This window comes from Mycolicibacterium boenickei, from assembly GCF_010731295.1.
In the GTDB taxonomy this organism is placed as follows: Bacteria; Actinomycetota; Actinomycetes; order Mycobacteriales; family Mycobacteriaceae; genus Mycobacterium; species Mycobacterium boenickei.
Genome location: NZ_AP022579.1, coordinates 726701 through 751118, shown reverse-complemented (window position 1 = coordinate 751118; position 24418 = coordinate 726701). Strand labels below are relative to the sequence as shown.

Genomic DNA, 24418 nt, shown 5'->3' with positions numbered 1-24418 from the left:
GTCGTACTGGCAAATTCAGAAAATCTTGCAGGCTCTGTTCTTGAGCAGCGATAACCGGGGTGGCGTCGTAGCCGGGAACTTGCTGAGCCAACTGTCCAACCGGGGTTACCGGCCGGGGAGGCAAAACTGTGGGCATATCGCGTCAGACCTAGGCGTCGTCGTTCGACAGCACCGCGGAACGGGATGCCTCGGTGGCGGCACCGGTGGCGGCATGTACCCCGCCGACCAGCAGTGTCCCGGCCAGATTATTGGCCTGAGCTGGGCCGAAGGCGGCTAGATAGACCGCTCCGATCGGGCCGAGGGCGGCCGCCGCTGACATGAGCATCGCCGCTGAGTCGGCGGAACCGACCGCGGTTATCGCGGATCCGGCTGCTTCGTTGGCCGCGGAAAAGGTTGCCATCCCCGAGGGCTGGGCGGCGAAAATGTCGCTCATCGTGCTAATACCTTTCCGGCTGGAAGCGGGGGTTGTGTGGGCACGAGACCAATAAACTATAGCGGCGTGAGTGGCCCGCAGCTAACTGAATTTTGTGCGAATTATGCGTGTAGATCGTTCGTATTGGTAATTAGCGCAACGGCAAAAATTGCTGGATAACCGATTCTCGTCTGTATCGCGCCGGTGCGGTGGGGGCTGGTTCGCAGTTCAGGGGTCAACCGGTTGGTCGGGGATGCCGCCAGGCGCCTGGTTTGCCCAGCGGGTGTCGCTAACGCTCCGGTTGGAACGTGCTGCCGTCCCATCGCGTCAGCGGAGCCTCGCTCAGTTCCTGCAGGCGCGCCGCGAACTCCTGCGACAGGAACTGTTGCCGGGCCGCGGCCACCTGCGCGGCGGCGCCGGCGGTCTCGATGATGAGCTTGGCCAGTGCGTCGGCGCCCAGCTTGTGTGCGGCGGGCCCGAGCCACAGCCCGGTCATCGCACCAAGGCCGTCGACCTCGGCGCTGACGTTCCCGTCACGACTGGTGACCCGGGCCGAAATCGATTGGCAGTGCTCATCCATGGCTTGCACCAGGTCACGCTCTTTGCGGATGCGGCCGATCAGCGAGTCGGCGAGACCGGTCATACCGACCTGCCCCAGGTCGTCGGGAGGTCGTCTTCCGCGCCGAGGACCTCATCCTCCGCGCGGGCCAGCTCGTCTTCGGTGGCCAGCTTCAACGGGTCGATAACCGATGCGCTGTAACCGTTTTCGGCCAGCTCGCGTCTGCGCGCGACCTGGGCACGGGCCGCGGACAATCGGCACAGCGCCATGATCTCGTCAGCGAGTTGCGCAGGTGGTTTCTTCAACTCGACGGGGTCGAGGCGTAGCGCGACGGGCAGACCGCGTTCGGTGGTGGACACCGCGATCGTTCCGCCAGCTGACTGCACCGGCTGTGCCATTCTGGTCAACTTAGTACACTCGCGGTCGAATCGCGGCCGAGGCTGCAGTGAGGAGATGTGTCACCTCCGATGAGTGGATCTACCGATGCGCAGCGGGTTTTCGATGCCGGAGTGCTGTCGCTCGGCATTCCCATCGACGGGTTGGAGACCGAGCGCGACCTGCCGTACGCGGCGCTGGCCTTCCGCCGGGCCACCGAGTACGACCCGGACATGTGTGATGCGTGGCTGGGCCGGGCCGCGACCGGTGACACCAGTCCCGAGGTCGTCTACCACCTGTACCGAACCAGCACACTCTCGTTGTTCCGTGAACAGCGTCGACTCGGGCTGCCGCAACGGGCGTTGAGCGGACGCTTCCAGACCGGCCTGTACCTCGACTACCCGTTGAGCACCAGGACCGAGATGTGGCTCGCATATGCGGCCAGCATGATCGCCGCCAAGGATTTCGACGAGGCCGAGCAGGTGCTCGACAAGCTCGATCAGACCACGACAGCCCAGGACGGCGACACCGGTGAGATCCGCGCGTACATCCGTGGCGTGCTGCACTTCACCACGCAGCGCTGGCCTGACGTCCTGAGCGCGCTGAGCAAGTCGGGAACATTCACCGACAGCTACATCGGCGCCGGTGCCGACCTCATGGTCGGTTCGGCCTGCGCTCAGATGGGCCTGTTCGGCGAGGGCATCCGCCGGCTCGACCGGGCCATCGAAGGTCCGGTCCCCGGAGCCCGGCGGGCAGCGGAATTCTGCAAGGGGCTGACGCTGCGGGAGATGGGCGAAGAGCAGGAAGCCCGGGTCATCTTCGAACGGATCTACAGCGAGGATCCCGGATTCGAGGCGAATGCCGCAGCGCTGGCCGATCCGAAGTACCGCCTGGTGGTCACCTCGAAGGAGATCGTCGACTCACGCACCGACCGGTGGGACCCGACCAGCGTGCCGTCTGCGGAAGACCTGATGGCCGACGACCTGTCGGAGCGCGGCAACGAATACCTGCGGGCAGCGCAGGAGGAACTGGACCGGCAGATCGGCCTGTCGGAGGTCAAACTTCAAGTCGCCAAACTCAAATCGGCGGCCATGCTGGCAAAGGTGCGCGGTGACAAGGGGCTCAGCTCCGCGGCGCGCAGCCTGCACCTGGCGTTCACCGGACCGCCCGGAACCGGCAAGACCACGATCGCCAGGGTGGTGGCGCAGACCTACTGCGGGCTGGGCCTGCTGCGGACCCCGAACATCGTCGAGGCCAAGCGGCACGACTTCGTCGGCCAGCATCTCGGCAGTACCGCGATCAAGACGACCGCACTGATCGACTCGGCGATGGACGGAGTGCTGTTCATCGACGAGGCGTACACGTTGATCCAGACCGGGCTGTCCGGCGGCGACGCGTTCGGCCGTGAAGCGGTCGACACCCTGCTGGCCCGCATGGAGAACGACCGCGACCGCCTGGTCGTCATCATCGCCGGCTACGACGCGGAGATCGACCGCTTCCTGGCTTCCAACGACGGTCTGGCATCGCGGTTCACCAAACGGATCCGGTTCGGTTCCTACGGCCCGACCGAACTCGGGGACATCGGAAAGCTGGTAGCCCGCACCAGAGATTCGGAACTGTCGGCGGCCGCCCACGAAGAACTCGTCAACGCGTGCGTCACGCTGTGTCAGAGTGAGGCGATCGACCAATCGGGACAACTGCGCCCCGGCATCGACCTGGCAGGCAATGGCCGGTTCGTACGCAATGTGATCGAGGCGGCCGAAGAGGAACGCGAGTACCGGCTCAGCGAGATCCACGGCACGAACCTGGCCGAACTCGATGAGACGCAGCTGATGCGGATCGAACTCGCGGACATGCAGGCGGCACTCAGGCAGGTGCTCGGCATGACGGCCTCGAGTTGACGGAAGGAGCAGCCATGACCGACCGCGATGACGAGCGGCTCACGCTCGGGCCTCCGGAGCAGACCCCGTTCACCTCCAGCCAATCCGGGAACGGGGCGAGTCATCGTCCCTCGGTGGTGCCCAGCAACGGCGATCTGGGGCTGGTCCGGGCTGCGCCGACCCCGAAATCCGGCTGGCGCAAAGCGGTTTACCGGGCCACGGGTATCAACCCTGGGGTCTCGGAGCAGGAGGCCAGCCGAAAGTCGCTCATCGACCGGGTGAACCAGCCGGTGGTCGGCGGTCCGTTCAACATCGCCCTGCTGTCCCAGAAGGGTGGGGTGGGCAAGACCACGACCACCGTCGGGTTGGGTGCCACGCTGGCGGCGACCCGCGGCGACCGGGTGATCGCGGTGGACGCCAACCCCGACTTCGGCACCCTGGCTCAGCGCGGACCCAACGAGTGCGATTCCACGGTGCGCGATGTGCTCCTCGACGACGGCATATCGCGCTACTCCGACATCCGGCGGCACACTTCCCAGAGCACGAGCCGGCTGGAGATTCTGGCGTCCGAACGGGACCCGGCCACCTCGGAAGCCTTCTCGGAGTACGACTATCGCGGAGTGCTGAGTGTCCTGCAGCGCTTCTACAACATCATCCTGACCGACTGCGGCACCGGGCTGGTGCACTCGGCGATGGCAGGCGTGCTCGACGCCGCGGACGCCATCGTGATCGTGGCCTCGCCCGCCATCGACTCGGCGCGAAGTGCGCTCGCCACGTTGGATTGGCTTGAGCGCAACGGTTATTCGCACCTGGTGCCGAAGGCGATCGTGGTGGTCAGCGCGTCCCGGCCGGGTGCGCTCGGTCTCGACATGGGCCAGCTGTCCAACCACTTCCTGCCCAGGGTGCGGGCATTGCACGTGATCCCGTTCGACGATCACCTCGCCGAAGGAGCCGAGGTGGACCTCGGCTTCCTCGGCGGGCCGACCCGGCAGGCCTTCCTGGAGCTGGCCTCCACCGTGGCCGACCTGTTCTCGGTGGCGCCGCAGGTCAAAAGGCGCGCCTGACGCGATTCACCTTGCGCGCCTTGCGATGACGATCTGAGGTTCAGTCAGGCCGCTGCGCAGTGTGAGCTCGATCGACGGGTCGGCATGACGGGCGAGGCTGCGCAGCGCCGAAGGGCTGTAGCTGCGCAGCGAGCTGATGACACCGTCGTGCGCGAACGGCAGCAGCACGGCCGCAGGCAGCATCGTGGCGAGGCGTAACAGGTGCAGCGGGGCCGGCGGGCGCGGCAGGTCGATGATCAGCAGGGTGTCAGCCACCCGGGTGCCCTCGGCGAACACCTTTGACGCCTGGGCCGGGCGCAGGTGGTGGAACGACAACGCGAACAGCACCAGGTCGTAACTGCCGTCGGCGGCGTCGATCGCGGTGGCGTCCATCTGGCGGACCTCGGCCCGGGGATGGCTGCCGAGATCAGTCGCGGCGATGCGGGCCACCGATTCCGCGTCGATGTCGGTGACGGTGACGTGCGCCGACGGGTGATCGGCCAACAGTTGGCGCGAAACCCCGCCGTGTCCGGCGCCCAACTCCAGGATCCGCGGATCGGGTACGTCGGCGATCAGATCGAGCGCTATCGCGGCGAAACGCTGATGGTTCTTGAAGAACCGGCCGGTCCAGTCCAGTGCCCCGATCACCTGACGCTTGGTGGATTCGTCGACGTCGTCGCGGTCCAGATATTCCAACCGATCCGTCTCGAGCAGCCGGTCCAGGCACGACGCCCGGAATCCGCCCCGTGGCATCCGGTCGATATCTGAAGGGTCGGTGGCCATGTAGGCCATCATGTACGAATGTCCGCGGACTTCGTAGCTGCAATCGATCAGGGCACCACCAGCACCCGCTGCATGATCTTCGATCACGCCGGCGCCGAGGTGGGGCGACATCAGCTCGAGCACCAGCAGATCCTGCCCAAGGCCGGGTGGGTGGAACACAACCCGGTCGAGATCTGGGAACGCACCTCCGTGGCGATCATGACCGCGCTGAACAAGACCAATCTCGTGGCGGGCGACCTCGCCGCGCTGGGCATCACCAATCAGCGGGAGACCACGCTGGTCTGGAACCGCCACACCGGCAGGCCGTACCACAACGCGATCGTCTGGCAGGACACCCGCACCGACCGCATCGCCGCCGCACTGGACCGCGACGGCCGCGGTGACGTGATCCGGCGCAAGGCCGGCCTGCCGCCCGCGACGTACTTCTCGGGCGGCAAGATCCAGTGGATCCTCGACAACGTCGACGGAGTGCGGCGCGACGCCGAGAACGGCGACGCGATCTTCGGCACGCCCGACAGTTGGGTGACCTGGAACCTCACCGGCGGCTACCGCGGCGGCGTACACGTCACCGACGTCACCAACGCCAGCCGCACCATGTTGATGAACCTGGAGACCCTGGACTGGGACGACGAACTGTTGTCGTTCTTCTCGATCCCGCGGCAGATGCTGCCCGAGATCAAGCCGTCGTCGTACCCGGAGTCGTTCGGCATCACCCGCGACGACGGTCCCCTGGCCGGTCAGGTGCCGCTGACGGGGATCCTGGGTGACCAGCAGGCGGCGATGGTGGGGCAGGTGTGCCTCGAGCCCGGCGAGGCCAAGAACACTTACGGCACAGGCAATTTCCTGCTCCTCAACACGGGCGAGAAGATCGTGCGTTCGGACAACGGATTGCTCACCACCGTGTGCTATCAGTTCGGTGACGCGAAACCTGTTTACGCCCTTGAAGGTTCGATCGCGGTGACCGGGTCGGCGGTGCAGTGGCTGCGGGATCAGCTGGGCATCATCAGCGGTGCCGCGCAGAGCGAGGCGCTGGCCCGGCAGGTGACCGACAACGGCGGCGTCTACTTCGTCCCGGCGTTCTCGGGGTTGTTCGCCCCGTACTGGCGCTCGGATGCCCGGGGCGTCATCGTCGGGCTGTCCCGTTTCAACACCAACGCTCACCTCGCCCGGGCCACCCTGGAGGCGATCTGCTATCAGAGCCGCGACGTGGTGGAGGCCATGGAGGCCGATTCCGGTGTGCACCTTGAGGTTCTGAAGGTCGACGGCGGTATCACCGCCAATGCGCTGTGCATGCAGATCCAGGCGGATGTGCTGGGGGTCGACGTGGTCAAGCCCGTGGTCGCCGAGACCACCGCGCTGGGCGCGGCGTACGCGGCCGGGTTGGCGGTCGGATTCTGGGAGAGCACCGACGACCTGCGGGCCAACTGGCAGGAGGGCCGGCGCTGGAGCTCAGACTGGGACGATGAGGCCCGCCGATCCGGTTACGCCGGCTGGAAGAAGGCGGTGTCGCGCACCCTGGACTGGGTGGAGATCTAGCGCTTCACCTGGATCTGGCACTTCACCAGGATCGGCCGCAGTTCGTCTTCGTACTGCTTGCCGAGCAGGGCGTGCTGGGCCTTGTCGTTGTTCCTGACGGACTCGGCGATCTGTCCGGCCAGCTCACCCATGCGGTGCGCGTGCTGCCCGACCTCACCGTCGGTCACCTGGTCGGCCTGCTCGCGAATGATCTTGGCCCAGTCCGTGAAATCGCCCACGGTCGGTCCCTGGTTTCCCTGCATCGTCGGCATGAGTGCGCCCCAGCTGTCGAGACTGGACTGCACCAGCGGATCGACCTGACGGCAGCCCTTGTTGCCGGTGTAGGTCAGCGTGGTCATACCGGCGATCAGCAGTACGGCGCACGCGGCCGAGGCCGTCGCGATGGCCTGGATCCGGGGTTCGGCGTCGGGGACACGTCGGCGCCACATCACATGGGCGATGACCACGGCGGCCACGCCGACCACCGCCATCACGGTGGCCTCCAGCAGGCTTCCGACGCCGGATGCCGAGCCGATGGCGCCCAACGTCGCGGCGGCGGCGAGCAGGACCAGAAGCCACTGCCAGATGCCGCGCCGGCGCTCGTAAGCGTCGACGTCGCGGAATTCGAGTCCGATGACCGCGCCGGCCGCGGTCAGGACTGCGACGACGGCCGGCGCGATGGTTGTGACGAGGCTGCTCACGAGGGCAGCCTACGGGCTGCTACTCCTCGCCGAGGATCTGGTAGATCTCGCGGCGGGCGTTGTTGACCACGTCGAGGATGCGTTGCTGCTGGTCCTCGCCTGCGGCATAGGACGACTGGGTGACCGCAACCATCAACTGGCTGACGGCGGAATGCAGGTTGAGCGCAGCGGGATCGGCATCTTCGGCGATCTGTGCCCACGGCGGGGTCTGGATCTCGGCCGCGGCCTGCCTGCCCTCTTCGGTCAGCTCGAAGGTCTTCTTGCTGCCCTCGGATTCGGTCGGGACGATCAGTCCCTCGTCGACCAGCAGTTGCAGCGTCGGATACACCGAGCCGGGGCTGGGCTTCCACAGGTTGTTGCTGCGGGACGCGATCTCCTGCGTCATCTCGTAGCCGTGCATGGGCCGTTCGGCCAGCAGGGTCAGGATGGCGGCGCGGACATCGCCGCGTCGTCCGCGTCGCCCGCCGCGGCCACGGTGTCCGCCGAACGGTCCGCCCATGGGGCCGCCGAGCCCTCCCGGCCCGAAGCCGAAGCCGAAGCCTCGTCCGCCGCGCGGGTCGAAGCCGAATCCGGTCTGGCAAGTGGGGTCGACGCCCTGTTCGCGGGCTGCCTCGACTTGGGCGCGAAGCTGCTCACGCAGGTCACGGCGCCCTTGACGGGCCTGACGGAACATGGTGCGAGCTTCTTCCCGGCCGAAAGGCACGAATCCGAAGCCGCCTGGTGAATTGAATGGGTGAGTCATTGGAGTGATTCCTTCGTTGTCGTGGAGGAGCGCTGTTCGCGCTTCCGATGCGTCAACGATATATCGGAATCTATCGGTTGTCGATAGTCTCCGTGAGCCAACGTGCCCACTGCGCCTGCATGGCGTTAAAGCGCAGGCCGTATTCGAGGGCCGCGTGCCCGTAGAGGTCCTCGTCCGAGTCGGACCAGGGGATGGATGCCTCCAGTCCTCTGAGTCGTTCGACCTCGGCGTCGGCGTGGGAAGCGAGTGCCGCCAGGTGGTCGAGGGCCTGGTCGCGGGGTAATTCGCCGAGTAGGAACACCCGCAACAGCCCGGCGCTGCGCTCGGGCGGATCGTCGGCGGGATTGGTGATCCAGCGATTCAGTTCGGTGCGGCCGGCGGGAGTGATGCGGTACTCCTTGCGACCGCGCGGGCCGATTGCCGACACCTCGATCAGGCCGGTGTGGGCGAGCTTGTTGAGCTCGCCGTACAGCTGGCTCTGGGTTGCGGGCCAGACATTGGCCATCGATTTCTCGAACCGTTTGAGCAGGTCGTAACCGCTACCGGGGTGCTGGGCCAGCAGGCCGAGTGCCGCCATTCGCAAACTCATGCCCGGAGTCTACCGTCCACTATTGACATGTCAGTTGTGGAATGTCACCGTTGGGTGCATGACTTCAGCCCTGCCCATCGGCGAAACCGACTTCTTCCGGCGCGGCAACTACGCCCCCGTTGCCGACGAACTCACCGAATACGACCTGCCCGTCGACGGCGCCATCCCCGCCGAACTCGACGGTTGGTACCTGCGCAACGGCCCGAACCCACGCCAGGCGACCGAGCACTGGTTCACCGGCGACGGGATGATCCACGGCATCCGCATCGAGAGCGGCGCCGTGAAGTGGTACCGCAACCGCTGGGTGCGAACCGACAGCTTCATCAAGGACTTTCCGCTGTACAACAAGGACGGCACGCGCAACCTGCGGTCCGCGGTGGCCAACACCCACGTGGTCAACCACGCGGGCCGGACCCTGGCGCTGGTGGAGTCCTCACTGCCCTACGAGATCACCAACGACCTGGAAACCGTTGGCGCCTACGACTTCGGCGGCAAGCTGATCGACTCGATGACCGCGCATCCGAAGATCTGCCCGACGACCGGCGAGCTGCACTTCTTCGGCTACGGCAGCATCTTCGAGCCCTACGTCACCTACCACCGCGCCGACGCTGCCGGTGAGCTGAGCATCAACCAGCCGGTGGATGTCAAGGCGCACACCATGATGCACGACTTCGCGATGACCGCGGACCATGTGATCTTCATGGACTTGCCCGTGGTGTTCGACCTCGACATCGCACTCAAGGGCGAAGGCGACATGCCCTACCGGTGGAGCGACGACTACGGCGCCCGGTTCGGGGTCATGCGCCGTGACGATCCGTCCGCCCCGGTCCGCTGGTTCGACATCGACCCGTGCTACGTGTTCCACGTGGCGAACGCCCACGATGACGGCAATTCGATTGTGCTGCAGGCAGTTCGCTACCCCGAGCTGTGGCGCGACAACGGTGGTTTCGATGTCGAAGGCGTGTTGTGGGAGTGGCGGATCGACCTGGCCGCCGGAACCGTCCGCGAACGTCAGCTCGACGATCTCGGGGTGGAGTTCCCCCGCATCGACGATCGGCTCGCCGGCTTGCCGGCCCGGTACTCGGTGTCCGTCGCGGACAACGCCTGGATCCGCCACGACCTGAGTACGGGTTCCGGTGTCCGCCACGAGCTCGGGTCGGGCGGACCGGGGGAGGCGGTGTTCGTGCCCGGCGAGGGCCCGGCCGACGAGAGCAACGGGTGGTACCTCGGCTACGTCTACAACCCCGAGCGGGACGGCAGCGACCTCGTGATCCTGGATGCGTCGGACTTCGGCGGGAAGCCCGTCGCGACCATCAAGCTGCCGCAACGCGTGCCGTACGGGTTCCACGGGAACTGGATAGGGGCCTAGTCAGAGGCGGTTTTTGGGGCCGCCGTCCGCAGTGCGTCCGCAGGAGGATTGAGAGCCTCGGCTAGGAGTTCGCCGGCAGAGCCCCATGCCCGGGTCTGGCATCGCTTCCGGCCACCCGTAGGAACGTATCTGTGTACGGGTTCCCAGGTTTCGAACCGCACGCGCGGTTTGGAGGAGTAATCCCTTGTGGGGCATTAGAAGGCCAGCTTTGGTGCCGTGCGGTTGGTGCGGCGAGAGAGTGCCTGAAACGATCTCGGGCAGGCGACGCCGTTGGTGCTCAGATGCCTACCGCATGAAGTCCTACCGGGCGCATCGGCGGCGCAGTAATGGTTTGTCGCGTTAGACGGCGTAGGTGACGAAACCGCCGACGCCTTGCATCATGACGGGGCGCCCGGGCTTTCCATTCATGATTCGGCGAGACTCTTCGCGCAGGATGGTTTTGAGGGCACCCATTTCCTGCTTCGAGTCCGTCCAGAAGAGCCGAGGCTTCGACATGTCGATAATCTCGGCGTCGGCTTCGACTGCTGCCAGGTAGCGATCCATCAGTTCGGCGCCTTCGCGGTAAGGGATGTCATCGGCTAGTTCCAGGTAGGCGACCAGCGGGAGTCGTTGTTGGCCGGGTGATGACAGAACTTGACCCGATCCCGCGGGGATCAGCAGTCCGAGGTCCCGGAATCCCATCACGGCGGCTCGCTTCCCGCGTTCTGCGCCGGGATTGATGACACTGTCTTTTCCGAGGCGCCCGTTGGTCCGTAGGTAGGGGCACACGATGGCCGAGTAGAGCATGCACGACTTGTGCAGTGGTCCTGCGTTGTCGTGAGATGCCTCGCGTTCGTACAGACGCATGTGGATGGCATCGGAGAGGGCGAATCCGCGATAGACGAGGCTGCCGACTGGCATTTCGTAGCCACACACGGCGCAGGATCGGCGTGCCACGAGGGTGATGGTTCGCTCGACGGAGAACTTGCTGAAGATTGGCTTCCCGGATTCCCATCCCGCCTCTGCGGGAACGTGAAACCCCCGGTCGTCCTTCGGGAGATCCGCGATCCAGGGCGGTGGTGTCGGAAACTCAAACGGCATGCTGGTCATCCCCCCAAAATTGTCTGCGGCGTCAAAACACGACGAGTGTAGAGAACCGGTGCGACAAAGACTCACGAATTCGCTATTGCAGTCCGCAAGCCCGGGTGCGTCGTTGTCAGGCGTACCGTTCTGGCCCATGACGACCGACCTCACATGGTTCTACAGCCTTCCTCCTGCCGACCGAATCAGCCTGCTGCGCGACCCGCGCCAGCGATTGACCGGCGATCTCGCGAAGCGGTTGTTCCTGCAGCAGGAGGCATTCATGACCCAGTGGTTGTCGAACGATGGCGGCGGTTCGGTTGAGTTGTCTGCCACCGCGGTGCAAACTCTCCTCGCCGTTCGAGCGCAGCTTGACCATTGGTGGCAGAGCCTTGACGGCGACCAGGTGGATTACATCGTGCAGAACCGGGACGGCGAGTTGGACGGCAGTTACCGCAGCGTGGTTCAGGCCGCGAGCCTTGATCCGGTCACGCACGCTCCACATGGGCAACTGGTGGTAACGGTCGCGGACAACAAGACGGGTCGGTTCAGGTTGCCGGAGCTGATCCGAATCTATGTAGATGTTCGCCAAGGAGTTCATCCACCAGCCTGACGCTAGGTCGGTAGTCCAGTCCGCAGCGCGTCCGCAGGACCATCACAAACCACCGTTTGCCGCAAACGTAACCAACGCTGTTGACCAGCCGCTGCCAGCGTGATCTATCGCTATCAACGTTGCCAAACTGCCTGGATTGGGTTCCACGGGAACTGGATCAGCGCCTAATGTGAGCCGGTGGCCGGGTTCGGGTTCGACACGTTGGCGTTGGTCGCGGTCGTCGGCCTGGCCGGACCGGCCCTGGCCGCGGTGCCGCGGCTGCGTGTCCCGGTGGTGATCGGCGAGCTCATCGCCGGGATAGTCCTCGGCAGAACCGGATTCGGCATCGTCGATCACACCGACCCTACCTTCACCCTGCTGGCCAACATCGGCTTCGCCCTGGTGATGTTCGTCGTCGGCACCCATGTGCCGGTGCGCGACACCACGCTGCGCAGCGCGATTCCGAGGGCGCTGCTGCGGGCGGTGTTCGTCGGCGCGGTGGCCGCGGTACTCGGGGTGGTGATCGCCCGTGCCTTCGGTACCGGGCACGCGGCACTGTATGCCGTAGTGATGGCCTCATCGTCAGCCGCACTGGCGCTGCCGGTGATCGACGGCCTGCGCCTGCAAGGACCACCTGTGCTGTCCGTGACGGCGCAGATCGCGATCGCCGATGCCGCATCGATCGTGTTGCTGCCGTTGGTGATCGACCTCCAGAGGGCACCGCGCGCGGCGCTCGGGGCACTGGCAATCGCCGGGTGCGCGGGCGTGCTGTTCCTCGTGTTGCGGGCGGCCTATGCGCGGGGACTGCGCAGGCGCCTGCATCACTACTTGGAGAAGCACAAGTTCGCGCTCGAGCTCCGGTTCAGCCTGATCTTCCTGTTCGGGCTGTCGGCGGTCGCGCTGGCCACCCACGTCTCGATCATGCTGGCGGGTTTCGCGCTGGGGCTGGTGGTGTCGGCGATCGGGGAGCCCCGCCGGCTGGCCCGGCAGCTGTTCGGCATCACCGACGGGTTCTTCGGCCCGTTGTTCTTCGTCTGGCTCGGCGCCTCACTGCAGGTGCGTGAACTCGGCGACCACCCCGAATTCATCGCGCTCGGTGTGGCTTTGGGTCTCGGTGCGGTACTCGCGCACAGCGCGGGCGGGTTGTTCGGCCAGCCGATGACGCTGGCGGTGTTCTCCGCCGCCCAGCTCGGGGTCCCGGTCGCGGCCGCCACGCTGGGCACCGAGCAGCACTTGTTGGCGCCGGGCGAGCCCGCGGCCCTGATGCTCGGAGCGCTGCTGACCATCGCCACCACGTCGATTGCCGGCGCGCTGGCGGCGCGCCGGGCCGCAGGTGCGCCGCCAGCGCCGTCGGCGTCGGCATCACGAGAGTGACACCACGGTCGTTGCGCCGCGTGGACAGCGACCATTGCGTCACTTTCGCGATCACCCCGCCCGATGTTCATTCGGGCTGATCCCGTAGGACCGCTTGAACGCGCTGCTCAACGCGAACGGGGTGGAATACCCGACCTGCCGGGCCACGGCGGCGATCGTGGTGTCACTGCCACGCAACAGGTCGGCCGCCAGCGCCAGCCGCCAACCGGTGAGAAACGCGATCGGTGGCTCGCCGACCTGATCGGTAAACCGCCTGGCGAATACCGCGCGCGAACATCCCACTGCTGCCGCAAGATTGGCTACCGTCCAGGGATGGGCCGGATTGTTGTAGATCAGCTTGAGCGCGGGCCCGACGACCGGATCCTGTTCGGCCTGCCACCAGGCGGGCGCATTGCCGTCCCGGTCGAACCACGTGCGCAGCACGGCGATCAGCAGCAGGTCGAGCAGGCGGTCGAGGTAAGCCTCCTGCCCGGGGCCGTCGCGCCCGGCCTCGATCGACAGCAGATCGATCAGCGGGGTGTCCCACTCGTCGGCGCGCAGTACCAGGATGGCCGGCAACGCTTCGAGTAGCCGGGCGCTGATCTCGCTGCGGCCCTCGTACGCGCAGACGATCGACTCCGATATCCCGCGCGCGCTGTTGCCCCAACTGCGCAGGCCCAACGACATCTCGAAATGCAGATCCTCACCGGACAGGGTCGTGCATTGCTGGCCGGGATTGATGATGACGCTCGGCGCAGTGGCCGGATCGTCGGCGAAGACATAGTTTTCGGTGCCGCGGGTCAGGGCGACGTCGCCCTCGCCCAACCGGAAGGTGCCGCTGCGGTCGGCGACTATCACGGCCTCGCCCCGGGTTTGGCAGATCAGCGCCAGCGGAGCTTCGTCGCGGATGGCGAGCGACCACGGTGGATCCATGCGCAGCCGCAGCACGAACGCGCCCCGCGCGCGTACGCCGTCGAGCAGTCCGACGAGGGCGTCCACGACCGTAGGGTAACGCTCAACCCGGCTTGCGCGCCTCGATCAGGTGCCGTGACGAGTGCGCGACGAACGAGCCGTCGGTCAGGATCTGATGATGCAACGCGGCCAGTCGGTCCCGGTTGGCGGCGACGGTGAAGCCCGGCACGATCCAGATGACCTTGCGCAGGAAATACACCACGGCACCGATGTCGAAGAACTCCATCCGCAGCCGTTCTGCACGCAGGTCGACGATCTCGAGCCCCGCGGCCCGCGCTCCCGCTGCCTCGATTTCGGGATCGCGCGCCCGACGCGCCTCGGGCTGTGGTCCGAGGAAGAATTCGGTCAGCTCGAAAACGCTTGCCGGGCCGACGTGTTGGGCCAGATAGGTGCCGCCGGGCATCAGTACCCGGGCGATCTCGTCCCACCACACGGTGGCCGGATGCCGGCTGAGAACGAGCTCGAACGCCGCGTCGGCGAACGGCAGGGGCGGCTCGTCGGGATCGGCGACCACGACGACACCGCGGGGACCGAGCAGCCGGGTCGCGCGGTCGAGGTTGGGCGGCCAGGATTCGGTCGCTGCCATGGTCGGTGGGAACGTCGTCACTCCGGCGAGCACCTCGCCACCGCCGGTCTGGATGTCCAGTGCCGAGTCCACCGTCGCCAACCGTCGGCTCATCAACTGCTGATAGCCCCACGACGGCCGCGCCTCGGTGGCCCTGCCGTCCAGCCATGAGAAGTCCCAGCCGTCGACCGATGCTGCGTCGCCCTCGGCGATCAACTCGTCGAACGTCATGGATCCATCTTGGCAGGGTAGGCGGGCGAGACGATCGCGTATGTAATCGGGATTCTGGGCGATGGAAGGTCTCACTTCGACATCGTTGACTGAAGCCATGACCATCAGCCCCGTCGTTGTCCTCACCGCGGCCGCAGCTCTCGGCAGTGCCGCCGCCGGTGGAATCTTCTACGCGTTCTCCACGTTCGTGATGCGCGGCCTCGACCGCACCGGCCCCGTCGACGCGGTCACCGCCATGCGCGGCATGAACGCCGAAGCCAACGCCAACGCTCCGTTCCTGCTGTTCCTGCTCGGCTCGGCCCTGCTGTCGGCGATCGTCGGGGTGACGGCGGTGGCTCAGATCGGCCGGCCGGGCAGCTGGTTCCTGTTGGCCGGCGCGATCTTCGGAGTCCTGGGCATGGTGATCACGATGGCGTTCAACGTGCCGCTCAACAACCACCTCGACCAGATCGACCTGGCCGATGCGGCCGCCGAATGGCAGGCCTACCTCACCAGCTGGACGGCCTGGAACCACGTGCGCACCGCGTCGGGTTTCATCGGCGCGGTCCTGCTGCTGATCGGCCTGCGCTACCGCTGAGCGCCGAGTGGCCAGTTGTCGCACGCAATTCTGCGGATCACGTGTCGTAACTGGCCACTGGGCGTCAACTCCGCTGAGCCTGCCTACGGAACGCTGCCGCCACGATCGCGGCCGCCGTCAGCGCCAGAGCCGCCGCGATGACGGCTGTCGGCGCGATGCCGGAGTCGAACGCCGTGCGGGCCGAATCCATCAGGCGCTGACCGATTTCGGCAGGCAGATCCGCGGCCACCGAGGTGGCACCGCCGATGCTCTCACCGGCATCGGCGGCCTGCGCGGGGGTCAGCCCGGCCGGAATCTGGATGTTGTTGCGGTAGAACGCGGTGAAGATCGTTCCGAGTGTCGCGGTGCCCACCACCGCGCCCAGCTCGTACGCCGTCTCCGAGACAGCGGACGCTGCACCGGCTTTCGCCGCGGGTACCGACGCCACGATGGTGTCGTTGGACACCGTCTGTGAGACGCCGACACCCAGCTCCAGCACCACGAACGACGCGATCACCGCGGCCACCGACAGGTCGTGGCGGAAGGCCAGGATCAAGGCGAAGCCGGCCGCGACGAACACCAGACCGAAGATCATCAGCTTGTCCGGCGCGAACCGCTTGGCGGCCTTGACCACCGCCAGACCGGCGATCATCGACACCACGGCGCCCGGCAGTGTCACCAGACCGGCCGCCAGCGGCGACAGGCCGAGTACCAGCTGCAGGTGCTGCGAGATGAAGAAGATGAACCCGATCAGGCCGACGATCGACAGGAAGTTCGCCAGGATCGACGCGCTGAACGGCGCGTAGGAGAACAGGCCCATGTCGAGCATCGGTGTGGCACTGCGGTTCTGCCTGCGCACGAACAGCACGCCGGAGACGATGCCGATCGCGAACGCCGCCACCACGCTGCCCGAGAAGCCGTCGTGGGCCGCGCTCTTGATGGCCCACACGAACGGCAGCATCGCGGTGAACGACAGCGCCACGCTCGTCAGATCCAGCGGGCCCGGATTCGGGTCACGCGACTCCGGGACCAGCCGGGGCCCCAGCACCAGCAGCGGCAGCAGGATCGGCACCGCCACGAGGAACACTGAGCCCCAATGGAAATGCTGCAGCAGCGCGCCGCCGACGATCGGGCCCAGCGTGGAGCCCGCCGTGAAGCACGAGGCCCAGATGGCGATCGCGAGCCGGCGCGACGACGCCTCGGTGAAGATGTTGCGGATCAGCGACAGCGTCGACGGCATCAGCATCGCGCCGAAGACGCCGAGGGCAGCGCGGGCGGCGACCAGGTAGGCCGCGCTGGGCGCGAAGGCCGCGGCGGCCGACACGAGGGCAAAGCCCGTGGCACCGATCAGCAGCAGGCGGCGCCGGCCGAAGCGGTCGCCGAGCCCGCCCATGGCGACCAGCAGCGCGGCCAGCACGAGGGAGTAGACGTCGACGATCCACAGCTGGGTGGACGCCGCGGGGCGGAAATCTTCGGCGATCGCAGGCAGCGCGAAGGCCAGCACGGTGTTGTCGATCGCGATCAGCAGGACCGGCAGCATCAGGACCGCAAGCGCGATCCAGGCACGTTTCGGGGTCGGCGTCACAGCCGGACTGCCGTCGAGGCAGGTGGACATGGGTTTTGCTCCAAGGACTTGAAAAGTTGTGGTCAGCCGCGCGGGAGTTTGATGGTGCCCGCGGTCAGGCTGGTCATGATGGCGTCGACGATTTGGTGGCGGGGGGTGCCGTCCTGCTTGGCGGCTTCATAGCCGGCGTCAAGCAGGGCCCAGAACACCCGCCGGGCCCACCCTGGGGGGTATTCGGGCCTGTCGACTGACGCTCGGTTGAGCACCTCGACGATCGCGTCGTCACCGGAGTCGAGGTAGGCCGCCAACTCGGGATCGGCCAGGATCGTCGGTTCGCTGTAGACGAACAGCACGATCGGCCCCAGATCGAGTTGGCTTTCCACCACCCGGCGCAGAGCCGCGTCGACGGGACCGTGCATCGGATCGGCGCGGTCGATCGCGGCAATGGTGAGTTCGTGGACATGCCGGGCCAGGGCGCGCAGAAGATCGGAACGCTCCGGGTAGTACCGGTGCACGGTGCTGCGGCCGACGTCGGCAGTGGCAGCGATATCGGAGAGCGACGCCGTCGGATTGTCGGCCAGGACCGTCATCGCGGCATCGAGAATCGCCTTGCGGGTGCGCTCACGCGGCCCGCTGTGCGTCGATACCGAATTGGTCATGGATCAAAATGTAGCACGATCGGGCCAAAATGAGACAGTGATGTCCCACACCCTAGCTGGGTGGAGTGAAGCCGCTGGTCGGAGGCGGTGGCGGATAGCTCGGATAGGGCGGCGGGTAGGCCGCCGGAGCCTGCGGCATCAGCCGGGCCAGCGCACGACGATGCCGTTCTGCCAGCACCGCGGCCAGCACATACTCGGCCGGCGCGCCCGGAGGCGGCGGGGGCGAGATGCGTGAGGCGACCTCAGCGAAGATCCGGCTGCCCATCTCGTGGCGTATCCGCGGATCGAGCTGCGCCGAGCGCGACAGGAACTGCCTGGCCAACTCGGCCTGCTCGGGACCCAGGCCCGACAGTTCCAGCGAGCCGGCCCACCACGCCAGCGCCGGCGGCATCACCGGGGGCGGATTCAGCTTGGGTCCGCGCTCGCTGATCACCACGGTGCCCGCGAAGATGTCGCCGAGCCGCTTGCCCTTGGCCGACACCAGGCTGCAGAGCACCGCCGGCCCGCCCGTCAGCATCCAGATCTCGACGAACCCGGCCAGTCCGCGGAACAGGGCCTGACGAAAGCGCTCCGGGCCGCCGTCCTCGGCCACCACCCGCAGCCCCAACGCCATCTTGCCCAGCGACCGGCCCCTGGTCGCGGTCTCCATCAGCACCGGATAACCCACCAGGGTCAGCACCGTGAAGATGATCAGGATCGCGGCCGACAACGCGTCGTCGAACTGGGTCAGGGTGATCGACCACAACAGCAACCCCACCACGTACCCGACGGCGATCACCACGATGTCGATCAGCGCGGCCAGGGTGCGCACCGGCAACTGGGCGATTGCCACGTCGAGGACGACGGCGTCCCCGGTCACCACCGGCGCGGGCTGCCAAACCATACCGAGACACGCTACCGACTACGCTTTGCCAGGTGGATGTCGATGCGTTCGTTGTGGCCCATCGCCCCACCTGGGACCGGTTGGAACAGTTGGTGAAACGCCGCAGGCGGTTGACCGGTGCAGAGGTCGACGAGCTGGTCGACCTCTATCAACGGGTCTCCACCCATCTGTCGATGGTGCGATCGTCCTCGCAGGATTCGGTACTGGTCGGGCGGTTGTCGGGACTGGTGGCCAGGGCACGGGCCGCGGTGACGGGTGCGCACGCCCCGCTGTGGCGGGAATTCGTGCGGTTCTGGACGGTGTCCTTCCCGGTGGTGGCCTACCGCTCGTGGCGCTGGTGGCTGGGATCGGCGGTGGCGTTCTTCATCGTCGCGGTGGCGATGGCGCTGTGGATATCGGGCAACCCCGCGGTGCTCTCGGCCATCGGAACCCCCAGCGAGATCGAGGAATTGGTCAACCACGACTTCGAGTCGTACTACAGCGAGCACCCGGCCGGCTCGTTCGCGCTGCAGGTCTGGATCAACAACTCCTGGGTGGCCGCGCAGTGCATCGCCTTCGCGATCCTGCTCGGGCTGCCCATCCCGTACGTGTTGTTCCAGAACGCGGCGAATCTCGGCGTGAACGCCGCGCTCATGTTCAGCGCGGGCAAGGGGGACCTCTTCCTCGGCCTGATCACCCCGCACGGACTGCTCGAGCTGACCGCCGTGTTCCTGGCCGCGGCCGTCGGGATGCGGCTCGGTTGGACAGTGATCGCCCCCGGTGACCGGCCGCGCGGGCAGGTGCTGGCCGAACAAGGCCGGGCCGTGGTCGCGGCAGCGATCGGGCTGGCCGTCGTGCTGCTGGTGTCGGGTCTGATCGAGGCGCTGGTGACACCGTCGCCGCTGCCCACCTGGATGCGGATCGGCATCGGCGTCGTCGCCGAACTGGCCTTTCTTGGTTACGTCTTCCACTTCGGGCGCAAGGCCGTCCGGGCGGGCGAGAGCGGCGATTTGGAGGACGCCCCCGACGTGGTGCCGACGGGTTAGAGCTTGCCGGCCGCCTTCATCGACAGATAGTGGTCGGCCAGGGCCGGTGCCAGGTCTTCGGGACGGGCATCGACCACATCGACACCGTGTCCGCGCAGCCGCGACGCGATGGCCCGGCGGTCGTTGCGGGCCCGCTCGGCGGCCGCGGCGTCATACACCTGCGCGGCGTCGGAGCGGCCGGCTGCCAACTGGTCGACCCGTGGATCGGAGACCGCCGCCAGCAGTACCTGATGGCGTGCCGACAGTTGCGGCAGCACCGTCATCAATCCCTCGTCGAGCGCCGAGGCATTCAGATCGGTCAGCAGCACCACCAATGCCCGGCCCCGCACCCTGCGAAGCACCGCCGAAACCATCGCGGTGGCATCGGATTCCACCAACGCCGGCTGCAACGGTGCCATCGCCGCCACCAGCGAGGCCAGCAGTTCGGTGCGGGAGGCGCCCCACACTCCGGCACGGGCGACTCGATCGATGGCCAGGAAATCGACATGGTCCCCGGCTCGCGAGGCCAGGGCCGCCAGAAGCAGCGCCGCATCCATCGACCAGTCCAGTCGCGGCCACCCGCCGGGATCCAGAGCGGTGGGGTCCACCCCGACCCGGCCCGCCGACGTGCGTCCGGTGTCGAGCACGATCACCACACGTCGGTCGCGTTCCGGGCGCCAGGTGCGTACCACGACGTCGGCGCGGCGCGCGGTGGCCCGCCAGTCGATCGAGCGGACATCGTCGCCGACGACATATTCACGCAGCGAATCGAATTCGGTGCCCTGGCCGCGGATCAACACCGGGATTGCGCCGTCCAGTTGTCGGAGCCTGGCCAGCCTGGACGGCAGGTGCTTGCGGGACAGAAACGGCGGCAGGATGCGGACCTGGCCGGGCAGTCGCTGCGACCGTTGCCGGCCGGCCAGTCCCAGCGGGCCGAGCGAGCGCACCGTCACCAGCTCGCTGCGCTGGTCGCCCCGGCGGGCCGGGTGCAACCGGGTGGCGAGGGAAACCTGCTGTCCCGCACCGATATTCACCTGATGCGCGCGGGGCTGCGCCGACGCGCTGGGCGGCCAGGCGTCGCGAATCGCGCCGCGCACCGGGCGGCGTCCGGTGTTGTGCACGTCGAGCACGGCATCGGCCGGCTGACCCAGGCGCGCGGTCGACTCGCCGCCACGGGCCAACTGCAGCCCCCGGATCCGGCCGGCCAGCACGACGTCGACGGCCACAGCCACGGCCAGCAGCGCCGCCAGCACCGCGAAAGCCGTTGCCGGCCACGGGGCCAACGCGATCGGCAGCACGCAGACCAGTGCCACCAGACCTGCGCGGCCGGTGAGAACCATCAGCGCGGCACCGGAACGGCGGCCAGGATGCCGTCCAGCACCCCGTCGGCGGTGGCGCCCTCCAGCTCGGCCTCCGGCCGCAGTGCCACCCGGTGGCGCAGGGTGGACCGCGCCATCGCCTTGACATCGTCGGGGGTGACGTAGTTGCGCCCGGAGAGCCACGCCCACGACCGCGACGTACCCAGCAGTGCCGTCGCCCCTCGCGGTGACACTCCGAGCTGCAGCGACGGGGAATGCCTGGTGGCCCCGACGATGTCGACGATGTAGCCCAGCACCTCGTCGCCGGCCAGCACCTGGCGCACCGCGTCGCGGCCCGCCGCCAGCTCAGCCGCGCCGGCCACCGGCCGGACCGCCGACAGGTCACGCGGATCGAAACCGTGAGCGTGCCGGCCCAGGATCGCGATCTCCTGATCCCGCGGTGGCAGCGGCACCGTGAGCTTCAACAGGAACCGGTCCAGCTGGGCCTCGGGCAGCTGGTAGGTGCCCTCGTACTCGATCGGATTCTGGGTGGCCGCCACGATGAACGGATCGGGCAGCGGGCGGGGCGAGCCGTCGACGCTGACTTGGCGCTCCTCCATGGCTTCCAGAAGTGCCGCTTGGGTTTTCGGCGGTGTCCGGTTGATCTCGTCGGCCAGCAGCAGGTTGGTGAACACCGGGCCGGAGCGGAATTCGAACTCGGCGGTCCGTGCGTCGTACACCAGGGAGCCCGTGACGTCGCCGGGCATCAGGTCCGGGGTGAACTGCACCCGCTTGAACTCCAGCTGAAGGGCCGCGGCCAACGTGCGCACCAGCAGGGTCTTGGCCACCCCGGGCACCCCCTCGAGTAGCACGTGCCCGCGGCACAGCAACGCCACCACCAGGCCGCTGATCACCGCATCCTGACCGACCACCACCTTGGCGATCTCGTTGCGCAGGGCCAGCAGGGCTTCACGGGCATTCTCGGAGGTGGGCTGAGTCACGAGTGTGCGACCTGCCTTTCGATGTCGTCGAGTTGGTGTGCGAGATGGACGAGTTCGGCATCGGTGGCCGGCGGCGGGCCGAACAGGAGGTATCCGGCCGAGTTGGCATCGCCGCCGGAGCGCGCGGCGACGGCGGCCGCGACGGCATGCGGCGGGGCCGCGGTGTTCAAGCCGAGCCTCGGCAGCAGCCGGCCCAGCGTCGCGGTGCGCAACGCATCGGCGGCGCGGCCACGTGCCCGCCGGGAGCGGTACAACCGTCCGCGCCCCTCGACGGTCTCCGAGGCGCGGACCACGACCGGCAACGATTCGGCCACCAATGGGCCGAGACGCCGCGCCTGCGCCACCGCCACCAGCGCCACCACCAGGCACAGCTGCAGCACGATCCACCGGACCTGCGGCGGCATCAGATCCGACAGCTTGCCGTCGCCGGCCGAGCTGGCCTCGAAATGCTGTGGTGCATACCAGATCACCCGCGGCGCGGCGCCGGCCAGATTCATCGCCAATGCGGCGTTGCCCGCTTTGAGCAGGCCCGAGTTCGTCATGAAGTCGCCAGTGCCGACCACGGTCACGGTGCGCGGCCCATCGTGGTAGCGGGCCAGCGCGCCGCCGTAGCAGAGGCTCACCGGGGTATCGCCTGCGGCGGCAAAGGTGTCGGTGGTGCCCAGCTGCGCTTGGCCGGCCCGGTTCGCCTCGGGCAGTTCGCATTCCGGCTCACCGCCGCCGAACTCGGTCGGCTTGCCGGGCCGGACCTGCGGGGCCAGCTTCTCCCGGGTGAGCCCGATGGGGGCCACGAGCAGCACGTCGCCGGGCAGATCGCTCAACGCGTCAACGGTTTTCTCGCTCGCCAGGAACATCGTCTGGGCCACCACCAGCAGAGTGCCGGGCCGGGCGGCGCGCTGCACCTCGTCGACGTTGGTGGCGGTGATCACCTCGACACCGTGGTCGCGCAACAGGCTGACCAACGCGTGTGTCCCTTCCGGCGAGGTGGACTCGGGATCCATCGCCCCGCCCGGGCGCGGTGCGGTCAGAAGCACTGTCAGCACCGCGACCGCGACGATGACGGCGAAGGCCAGCAGTACCCAGCGGGCCGTGCGAAGGCGGCCCCTCATGCGGGGACGACTTCGTCGAGGGCCGCGATCGCCCGATACGCGGATTCGGTACCCGGTCGCTCACCGTAGGTGACGTCGTTGAATGCGGTTGCCGCGCTGAACAGTTCGGACGACAGGGCGGGCAGTGCCGCCGCCGCGTCGCGCGCGAGTTCGGTGGCGGTACGGCCCGGGACCGCATCGAGTACCCCGGTTTCCTCGAGGTGGCGGGCCAGGGCGCGGACCCGGTGCCGGATCGCGGCCGACCAGTCACCTTGTGCGGCACATTGTTCGGCGATCGCGCGGTGCTGGGCAGCGCTGAGCTCCTGACTGCCGAACAAGGCATGTTCCGCGGTGCGGGCGGTGCGCATCGTGCGCCGTGCGATGCGCACCGCCACCACAACCGCCACCACCACGAGGATCACCAGCACCGAGATGGTGAACCAGCCACCGGGGATCGTGGAACCCGCGGCGGTGATCCGGTACAGCAGGTCCTTGAGCCACTCGCCGATCTGTTCGGTCGGGGATGCCCGCGGGTAGATCGGCTTGGACAGCTCGTTCTGCGCGGCGTCATGCGCCGCGTCACGGTCGATGTCGATGTTCGTCACCTCAGATGTACCGGCGCAGCCATAGTTGGTCGGCGGTCTCGACCGGTGCACCCGCACCCGTCTGCAGCATCAGGTCGAACGCCTCGGCCCGGAACCGGCGATCGGCGTACAGCAGCACCACCACGCCCGCGCTGAACGGCGCGGTGACGATCTGCCCGATCGCCGCGCCGACGGCGGTCAGGATCAGGGCCGGCAACGTGGGACCGTCGGCGACCATCGTCATGATCTGCCCGGCCACGTTGAACGGCGCGCCCACGCCCCAGCCGATCACCCCGGCCACGATCGTGGACAGCACCCAGATGCCGAACACTCGCCAGAAATCCTTGTTCACCAACGTGAATGAGCGTTTGATCGCCTCCACGATGCCGAGATGCTCCAACACGATCACCGCGGGAGCGAACAACAGCACCGTCGACACGTAGAGCACGCCCAGAAGCGCGAGCGGCACCAGCAGCACGCCGGCCAGGAATGCGGCCACCCCGCCGCCCACCGAACCCGCCCCGACGATCACGATGGTGACGCCGCCTGCGACGACGATCAACGCCAGGGCCTGCAGCGCGGTCAGCCCGATCAGCGCGGGCAGCCGGCCGCGCAGCCGCTGCCAGGCCTCACCGACGGTGATGCGGCCGCCGAACACCGAGCGGCCGATCACCACCGTGAGCATGCCGCTGAGCAGCAGTGAGGCCAGCGTCGTCACCACGATCCCGGTGAACGCACCCGCAGCGAACACCACGATGGTCCCCGACGACGGCGCCTCGCCCTGCAGCGTGGAGTCGAATTCGCCCAGCGCGGACAGCGGCCCGACTTGCAGTGCGAGCGAGACGATCTGCGAGGCGAGCACCACCACGGTCGCCAGGCCCAAGGTGGCCTTGGGGTTGGTGCGGATGTAGGCGACCGCGCCGTTGAAGATGTCGGTCAGGCTCAACGGACGTAGCGGGATGACGCTCCCGAAATGTGGCCGGCCGCTCGTCATGCGTTCCATCCTGTCCTCCCGGCTTGCCGGACAGCAACTACGGTGAG

The 24418-nt window shown here is 67.5% G+C and carries 26 protein-coding genes; 8 read left to right on the top strand and 18 right to left on the bottom strand.

Annotated elements, in window-relative coordinates; all coding sequences use genetic code 11:
- Window positions 1–148: 148 nt before the first annotated feature.
- The 3 genes from G6N57_RS03415 to G6N57_RS03405 form a co-directional block, all read right to left on the bottom strand.
- Window positions 149–433, bottom strand: a complete 285-nt coding sequence (locus G6N57_RS03415; RefSeq protein ID WP_077738632.1) for a hypothetical protein — start codon at window positions 431–433, stop codon at window positions 149–151.
- Between the two features lie 268 nt (window positions 434–701).
- Complete coding sequence (locus G6N57_RS03410) at window positions 702–1055, bottom strand: YbaB/EbfC family nucleoid-associated protein (protein ID WP_077738633.1); 354 nt, start codon at window positions 1053–1055, stop codon at window positions 702–704.
- Complete coding sequence (locus G6N57_RS03405; RefSeq protein WP_077738634.1) at window positions 1052–1369, bottom strand: hypothetical protein; 318 nt, start codon at window positions 1367–1369, stop codon at window positions 1052–1054. The genes G6N57_RS03410 and G6N57_RS03405 overlap by 4 nt, the downstream gene beginning before the upstream one ends.
- Before the next feature lie 69 nt (window positions 1370–1438).
- On the opposite strand from G6N57_RS03405, the gene eccA reads away from it, so the two are divergent.
- Window positions 1439–3247 (top strand): type VII secretion AAA-ATPase EccA, encoded by a 1809-nt coding sequence (gene eccA, locus G6N57_RS03400; RefSeq protein ID WP_077738635.1) that lies wholly within the window; start codon window positions 1439–1441, stop codon window positions 3245–3247.
- A gap of 14 nt (window positions 3248–3261) precedes the next feature.
- Complete coding sequence (locus G6N57_RS03395) at window positions 3262–4290, top strand: MinD/ParA family ATP-binding protein (RefSeq protein ID WP_077738636.1); 1029 nt, start codon at window positions 3262–3264, stop codon at window positions 4288–4290.
- A 6-nt stretch (window positions 4291–4296) separates the two neighbouring features.
- On the opposite strand, the gene G6N57_RS03390 is transcribed toward G6N57_RS03395, so the two are convergent.
- Window positions 4297–5061 carry a class I SAM-dependent methyltransferase gene (locus G6N57_RS03390; protein ID WP_077741630.1) on the bottom strand — a complete coding sequence of 255 codons (765 nt, stop codon included), beginning with the start codon at window positions 5059–5061 and terminating at the stop codon, window positions 4297–4299.
- A gap of 9 nt (window positions 5062–5070) precedes the next feature.
- Between G6N57_RS03390 and glpK the strand changes: the two genes are divergently transcribed.
- The gene (glpK, locus tag G6N57_RS03385) at window positions 5071–6588 is read left to right on the top strand and encodes a glycerol kinase GlpK (protein ID WP_077738637.1); all 1518 of its coding nucleotides are present in this window, start codon (window positions 5071–5073) and stop codon (window positions 6586–6588) included.
- Here glpK and G6N57_RS03380 read toward each other — a convergent pair.
- From G6N57_RS03380 to G6N57_RS03370, 3 genes are all read right to left on the bottom strand, one after another.
- Window positions 6585–7268, bottom strand: coding sequence for a hypothetical protein (locus G6N57_RS03380; RefSeq protein WP_077738638.1), 684 nt, complete (start codon window positions 7266–7268; stop codon window positions 6585–6587). The genes glpK and G6N57_RS03380 overlap by 4 nt on opposite strands.
- 19 nt (window positions 7269–7287) lie before the next feature.
- The gene (locus G6N57_RS03375) at window positions 7288–8010 is read right to left on the bottom strand and encodes a PadR family transcriptional regulator (protein ID WP_097926131.1); all 723 of its coding nucleotides are present in this window, start codon (window positions 8008–8010) and stop codon (window positions 7288–7290) included.
- Window positions 8011–8080: 70 nt separating this feature from the next.
- Window positions 8081–8599, bottom strand: coding sequence for a PadR family transcriptional regulator (locus G6N57_RS03370; protein ID WP_077738640.1), 519 nt, complete (start codon window positions 8597–8599; stop codon window positions 8081–8083).
- Window positions 8600–8657: 58 nt separating this feature from the next.
- Here G6N57_RS03370 and G6N57_RS03365 point away from each other — a divergent pair, with 58 nt between their 5' ends.
- A complete protein-coding gene (locus tag G6N57_RS03365) occupies window positions 8658–9968 on the top strand; it encodes a carotenoid oxygenase family protein (RefSeq protein ID WP_077738641.1) in 1311 nt (436 codons plus the stop codon).
- 339 nt (window positions 9969–10307) lie between these two features.
- Here the strand turns inward: G6N57_RS03365 and G6N57_RS03360 are convergent, their stop codons facing one another.
- Complete coding sequence (locus G6N57_RS03360; RefSeq protein WP_077738642.1) at window positions 10308–11057, bottom strand: hypothetical protein; 750 nt, start codon at window positions 11055–11057, stop codon at window positions 10308–10310.
- Window positions 11058–11184: 127 nt separating this feature from the next.
- Between G6N57_RS03360 and G6N57_RS03355 the strand changes: the two genes are divergently transcribed.
- Complete coding sequence (locus G6N57_RS03355; protein WP_077738643.1) at window positions 11185–11640, top strand: hypothetical protein; 456 nt, start codon at window positions 11185–11187, stop codon at window positions 11638–11640.
- Window positions 11641–11817: 177 nt separating this feature from the next.
- Window positions 11818–12993: a cation:proton antiporter gene (locus tag G6N57_RS03350; protein ID WP_097926130.1), complete on the top strand. Its 1176-nt coding sequence runs from the start codon at window positions 11818–11820 to the stop codon at window positions 12991–12993.
- A 51-nt stretch (window positions 12994–13044) separates the two neighbouring features.
- Here the strand turns inward: G6N57_RS03350 and G6N57_RS03345 are convergent, their stop codons facing one another.
- Both G6N57_RS03345 and G6N57_RS03340 read right to left on the bottom strand, forming a co-directional pair.
- Window positions 13045–13971: an AraC family transcriptional regulator gene (locus G6N57_RS03345; RefSeq protein ID WP_097926129.1), complete on the bottom strand. Its 927-nt coding sequence runs from the start codon at window positions 13969–13971 to the stop codon at window positions 13045–13047.
- Between the two features lie 16 nt (window positions 13972–13987).
- Window positions 13988–14740, bottom strand: coding sequence for a methyltransferase domain-containing protein (locus tag G6N57_RS03340; RefSeq protein WP_097926128.1), 753 nt, complete (start codon window positions 14738–14740; stop codon window positions 13988–13990).
- Between the two features lie 97 nt (window positions 14741–14837).
- On the opposite strand from G6N57_RS03340, the gene G6N57_RS03335 reads away from it, so the two are divergent.
- A complete protein-coding gene (locus G6N57_RS03335; protein WP_097926127.1) occupies window positions 14838–15317 on the top strand; it encodes an anthrone oxygenase family protein in 480 nt (159 codons plus the stop codon).
- Window positions 15318–15381: 64 nt separating this feature from the next.
- On the opposite strand, the gene lfrA is transcribed toward G6N57_RS03335, so the two are convergent.
- Genes lfrA through G6N57_RS03320 form a run of 3 tightly spaced genes read right to left on the bottom strand, consistent with a single transcriptional unit; the run spans window position 15382 to window position 18402 of the window.
- Window positions 15382–16911, bottom strand: a complete 1530-nt coding sequence (gene lfrA / locus G6N57_RS03330; protein ID WP_097926126.1) for an efflux MFS transporter LfrA — start codon at window positions 16909–16911, stop codon at window positions 15382–15384.
- 32 nt (window positions 16912–16943) lie between these two features.
- Window positions 16944–17519 (bottom strand): TetR/AcrR family transcriptional regulator, encoded by a 576-nt coding sequence (locus G6N57_RS03325; protein WP_077738644.1) that lies wholly within the window; start codon window positions 17517–17519, stop codon window positions 16944–16946.
- Between the two features lie 52 nt (window positions 17520–17571).
- Window positions 17572–18402 carry an RDD family protein gene (locus tag G6N57_RS03320; RefSeq protein WP_077738645.1) on the bottom strand — a complete coding sequence of 277 codons (831 nt, stop codon included), beginning with the start codon at window positions 18400–18402 and terminating at the stop codon, window positions 17572–17574.
- A gap of 32 nt (window positions 18403–18434) precedes the next feature.
- On the opposite strand from G6N57_RS03320, the gene G6N57_RS03315 reads away from it, so the two are divergent.
- A complete protein-coding gene (locus G6N57_RS03315) occupies window positions 18435–19427 on the top strand; it encodes a stage II sporulation protein M (protein ID WP_077738646.1) in 993 nt (330 codons plus the stop codon).
- Here G6N57_RS03315 and G6N57_RS03310 read toward each other — a convergent pair.
- The 5 genes from G6N57_RS03310 to G6N57_RS03290 are packed head-to-tail and all read right to left on the bottom strand — an operon-like array spanning window position 19424 to window position 24371.
- On the bottom strand, window positions 19424–20746 hold the full coding sequence (locus G6N57_RS03310; RefSeq protein WP_097926125.1) for a DUF58 domain-containing protein: 1323 nt from the start codon (window positions 20744–20746) through the stop codon (window positions 19424–19426). The genes G6N57_RS03315 and G6N57_RS03310 overlap by 4 nt on opposite strands.
- Window positions 20746–21705 carry an AAA family ATPase gene (locus tag G6N57_RS03305; RefSeq protein WP_036442675.1) on the bottom strand — a complete coding sequence of 320 codons (960 nt, stop codon included), beginning with the start codon at window positions 21703–21705 and terminating at the stop codon, window positions 20746–20748. The genes G6N57_RS03310 and G6N57_RS03305 overlap by 1 nt, the downstream gene beginning before the upstream one ends.
- Window positions 21702–22814, bottom strand: coding sequence for a DUF4350 domain-containing protein (locus G6N57_RS03300; RefSeq protein ID WP_097926124.1), 1113 nt, complete (start codon window positions 22812–22814; stop codon window positions 21702–21704). Before G6N57_RS03300 ends, G6N57_RS03305 begins: the two co-directional genes overlap by 4 nt.
- On the bottom strand, window positions 22811–23398 hold the full coding sequence (locus tag G6N57_RS03295) for a DUF4129 domain-containing protein (RefSeq protein ID WP_077738647.1): 588 nt from the start codon (window positions 23396–23398) through the stop codon (window positions 22811–22813). The genes G6N57_RS03300 and G6N57_RS03295 overlap by 4 nt, the downstream gene beginning before the upstream one ends.
- A gap of 1 nt (window position 23399) precedes the next feature.
- Entirely contained in the window at window positions 23400–24371 is a 972-nt protein-coding gene (locus G6N57_RS03290) for a DUF7847 domain-containing protein (RefSeq protein WP_077741631.1), read from the bottom strand.
- Window positions 24372–24418: the final 47 nt, after the last annotated feature.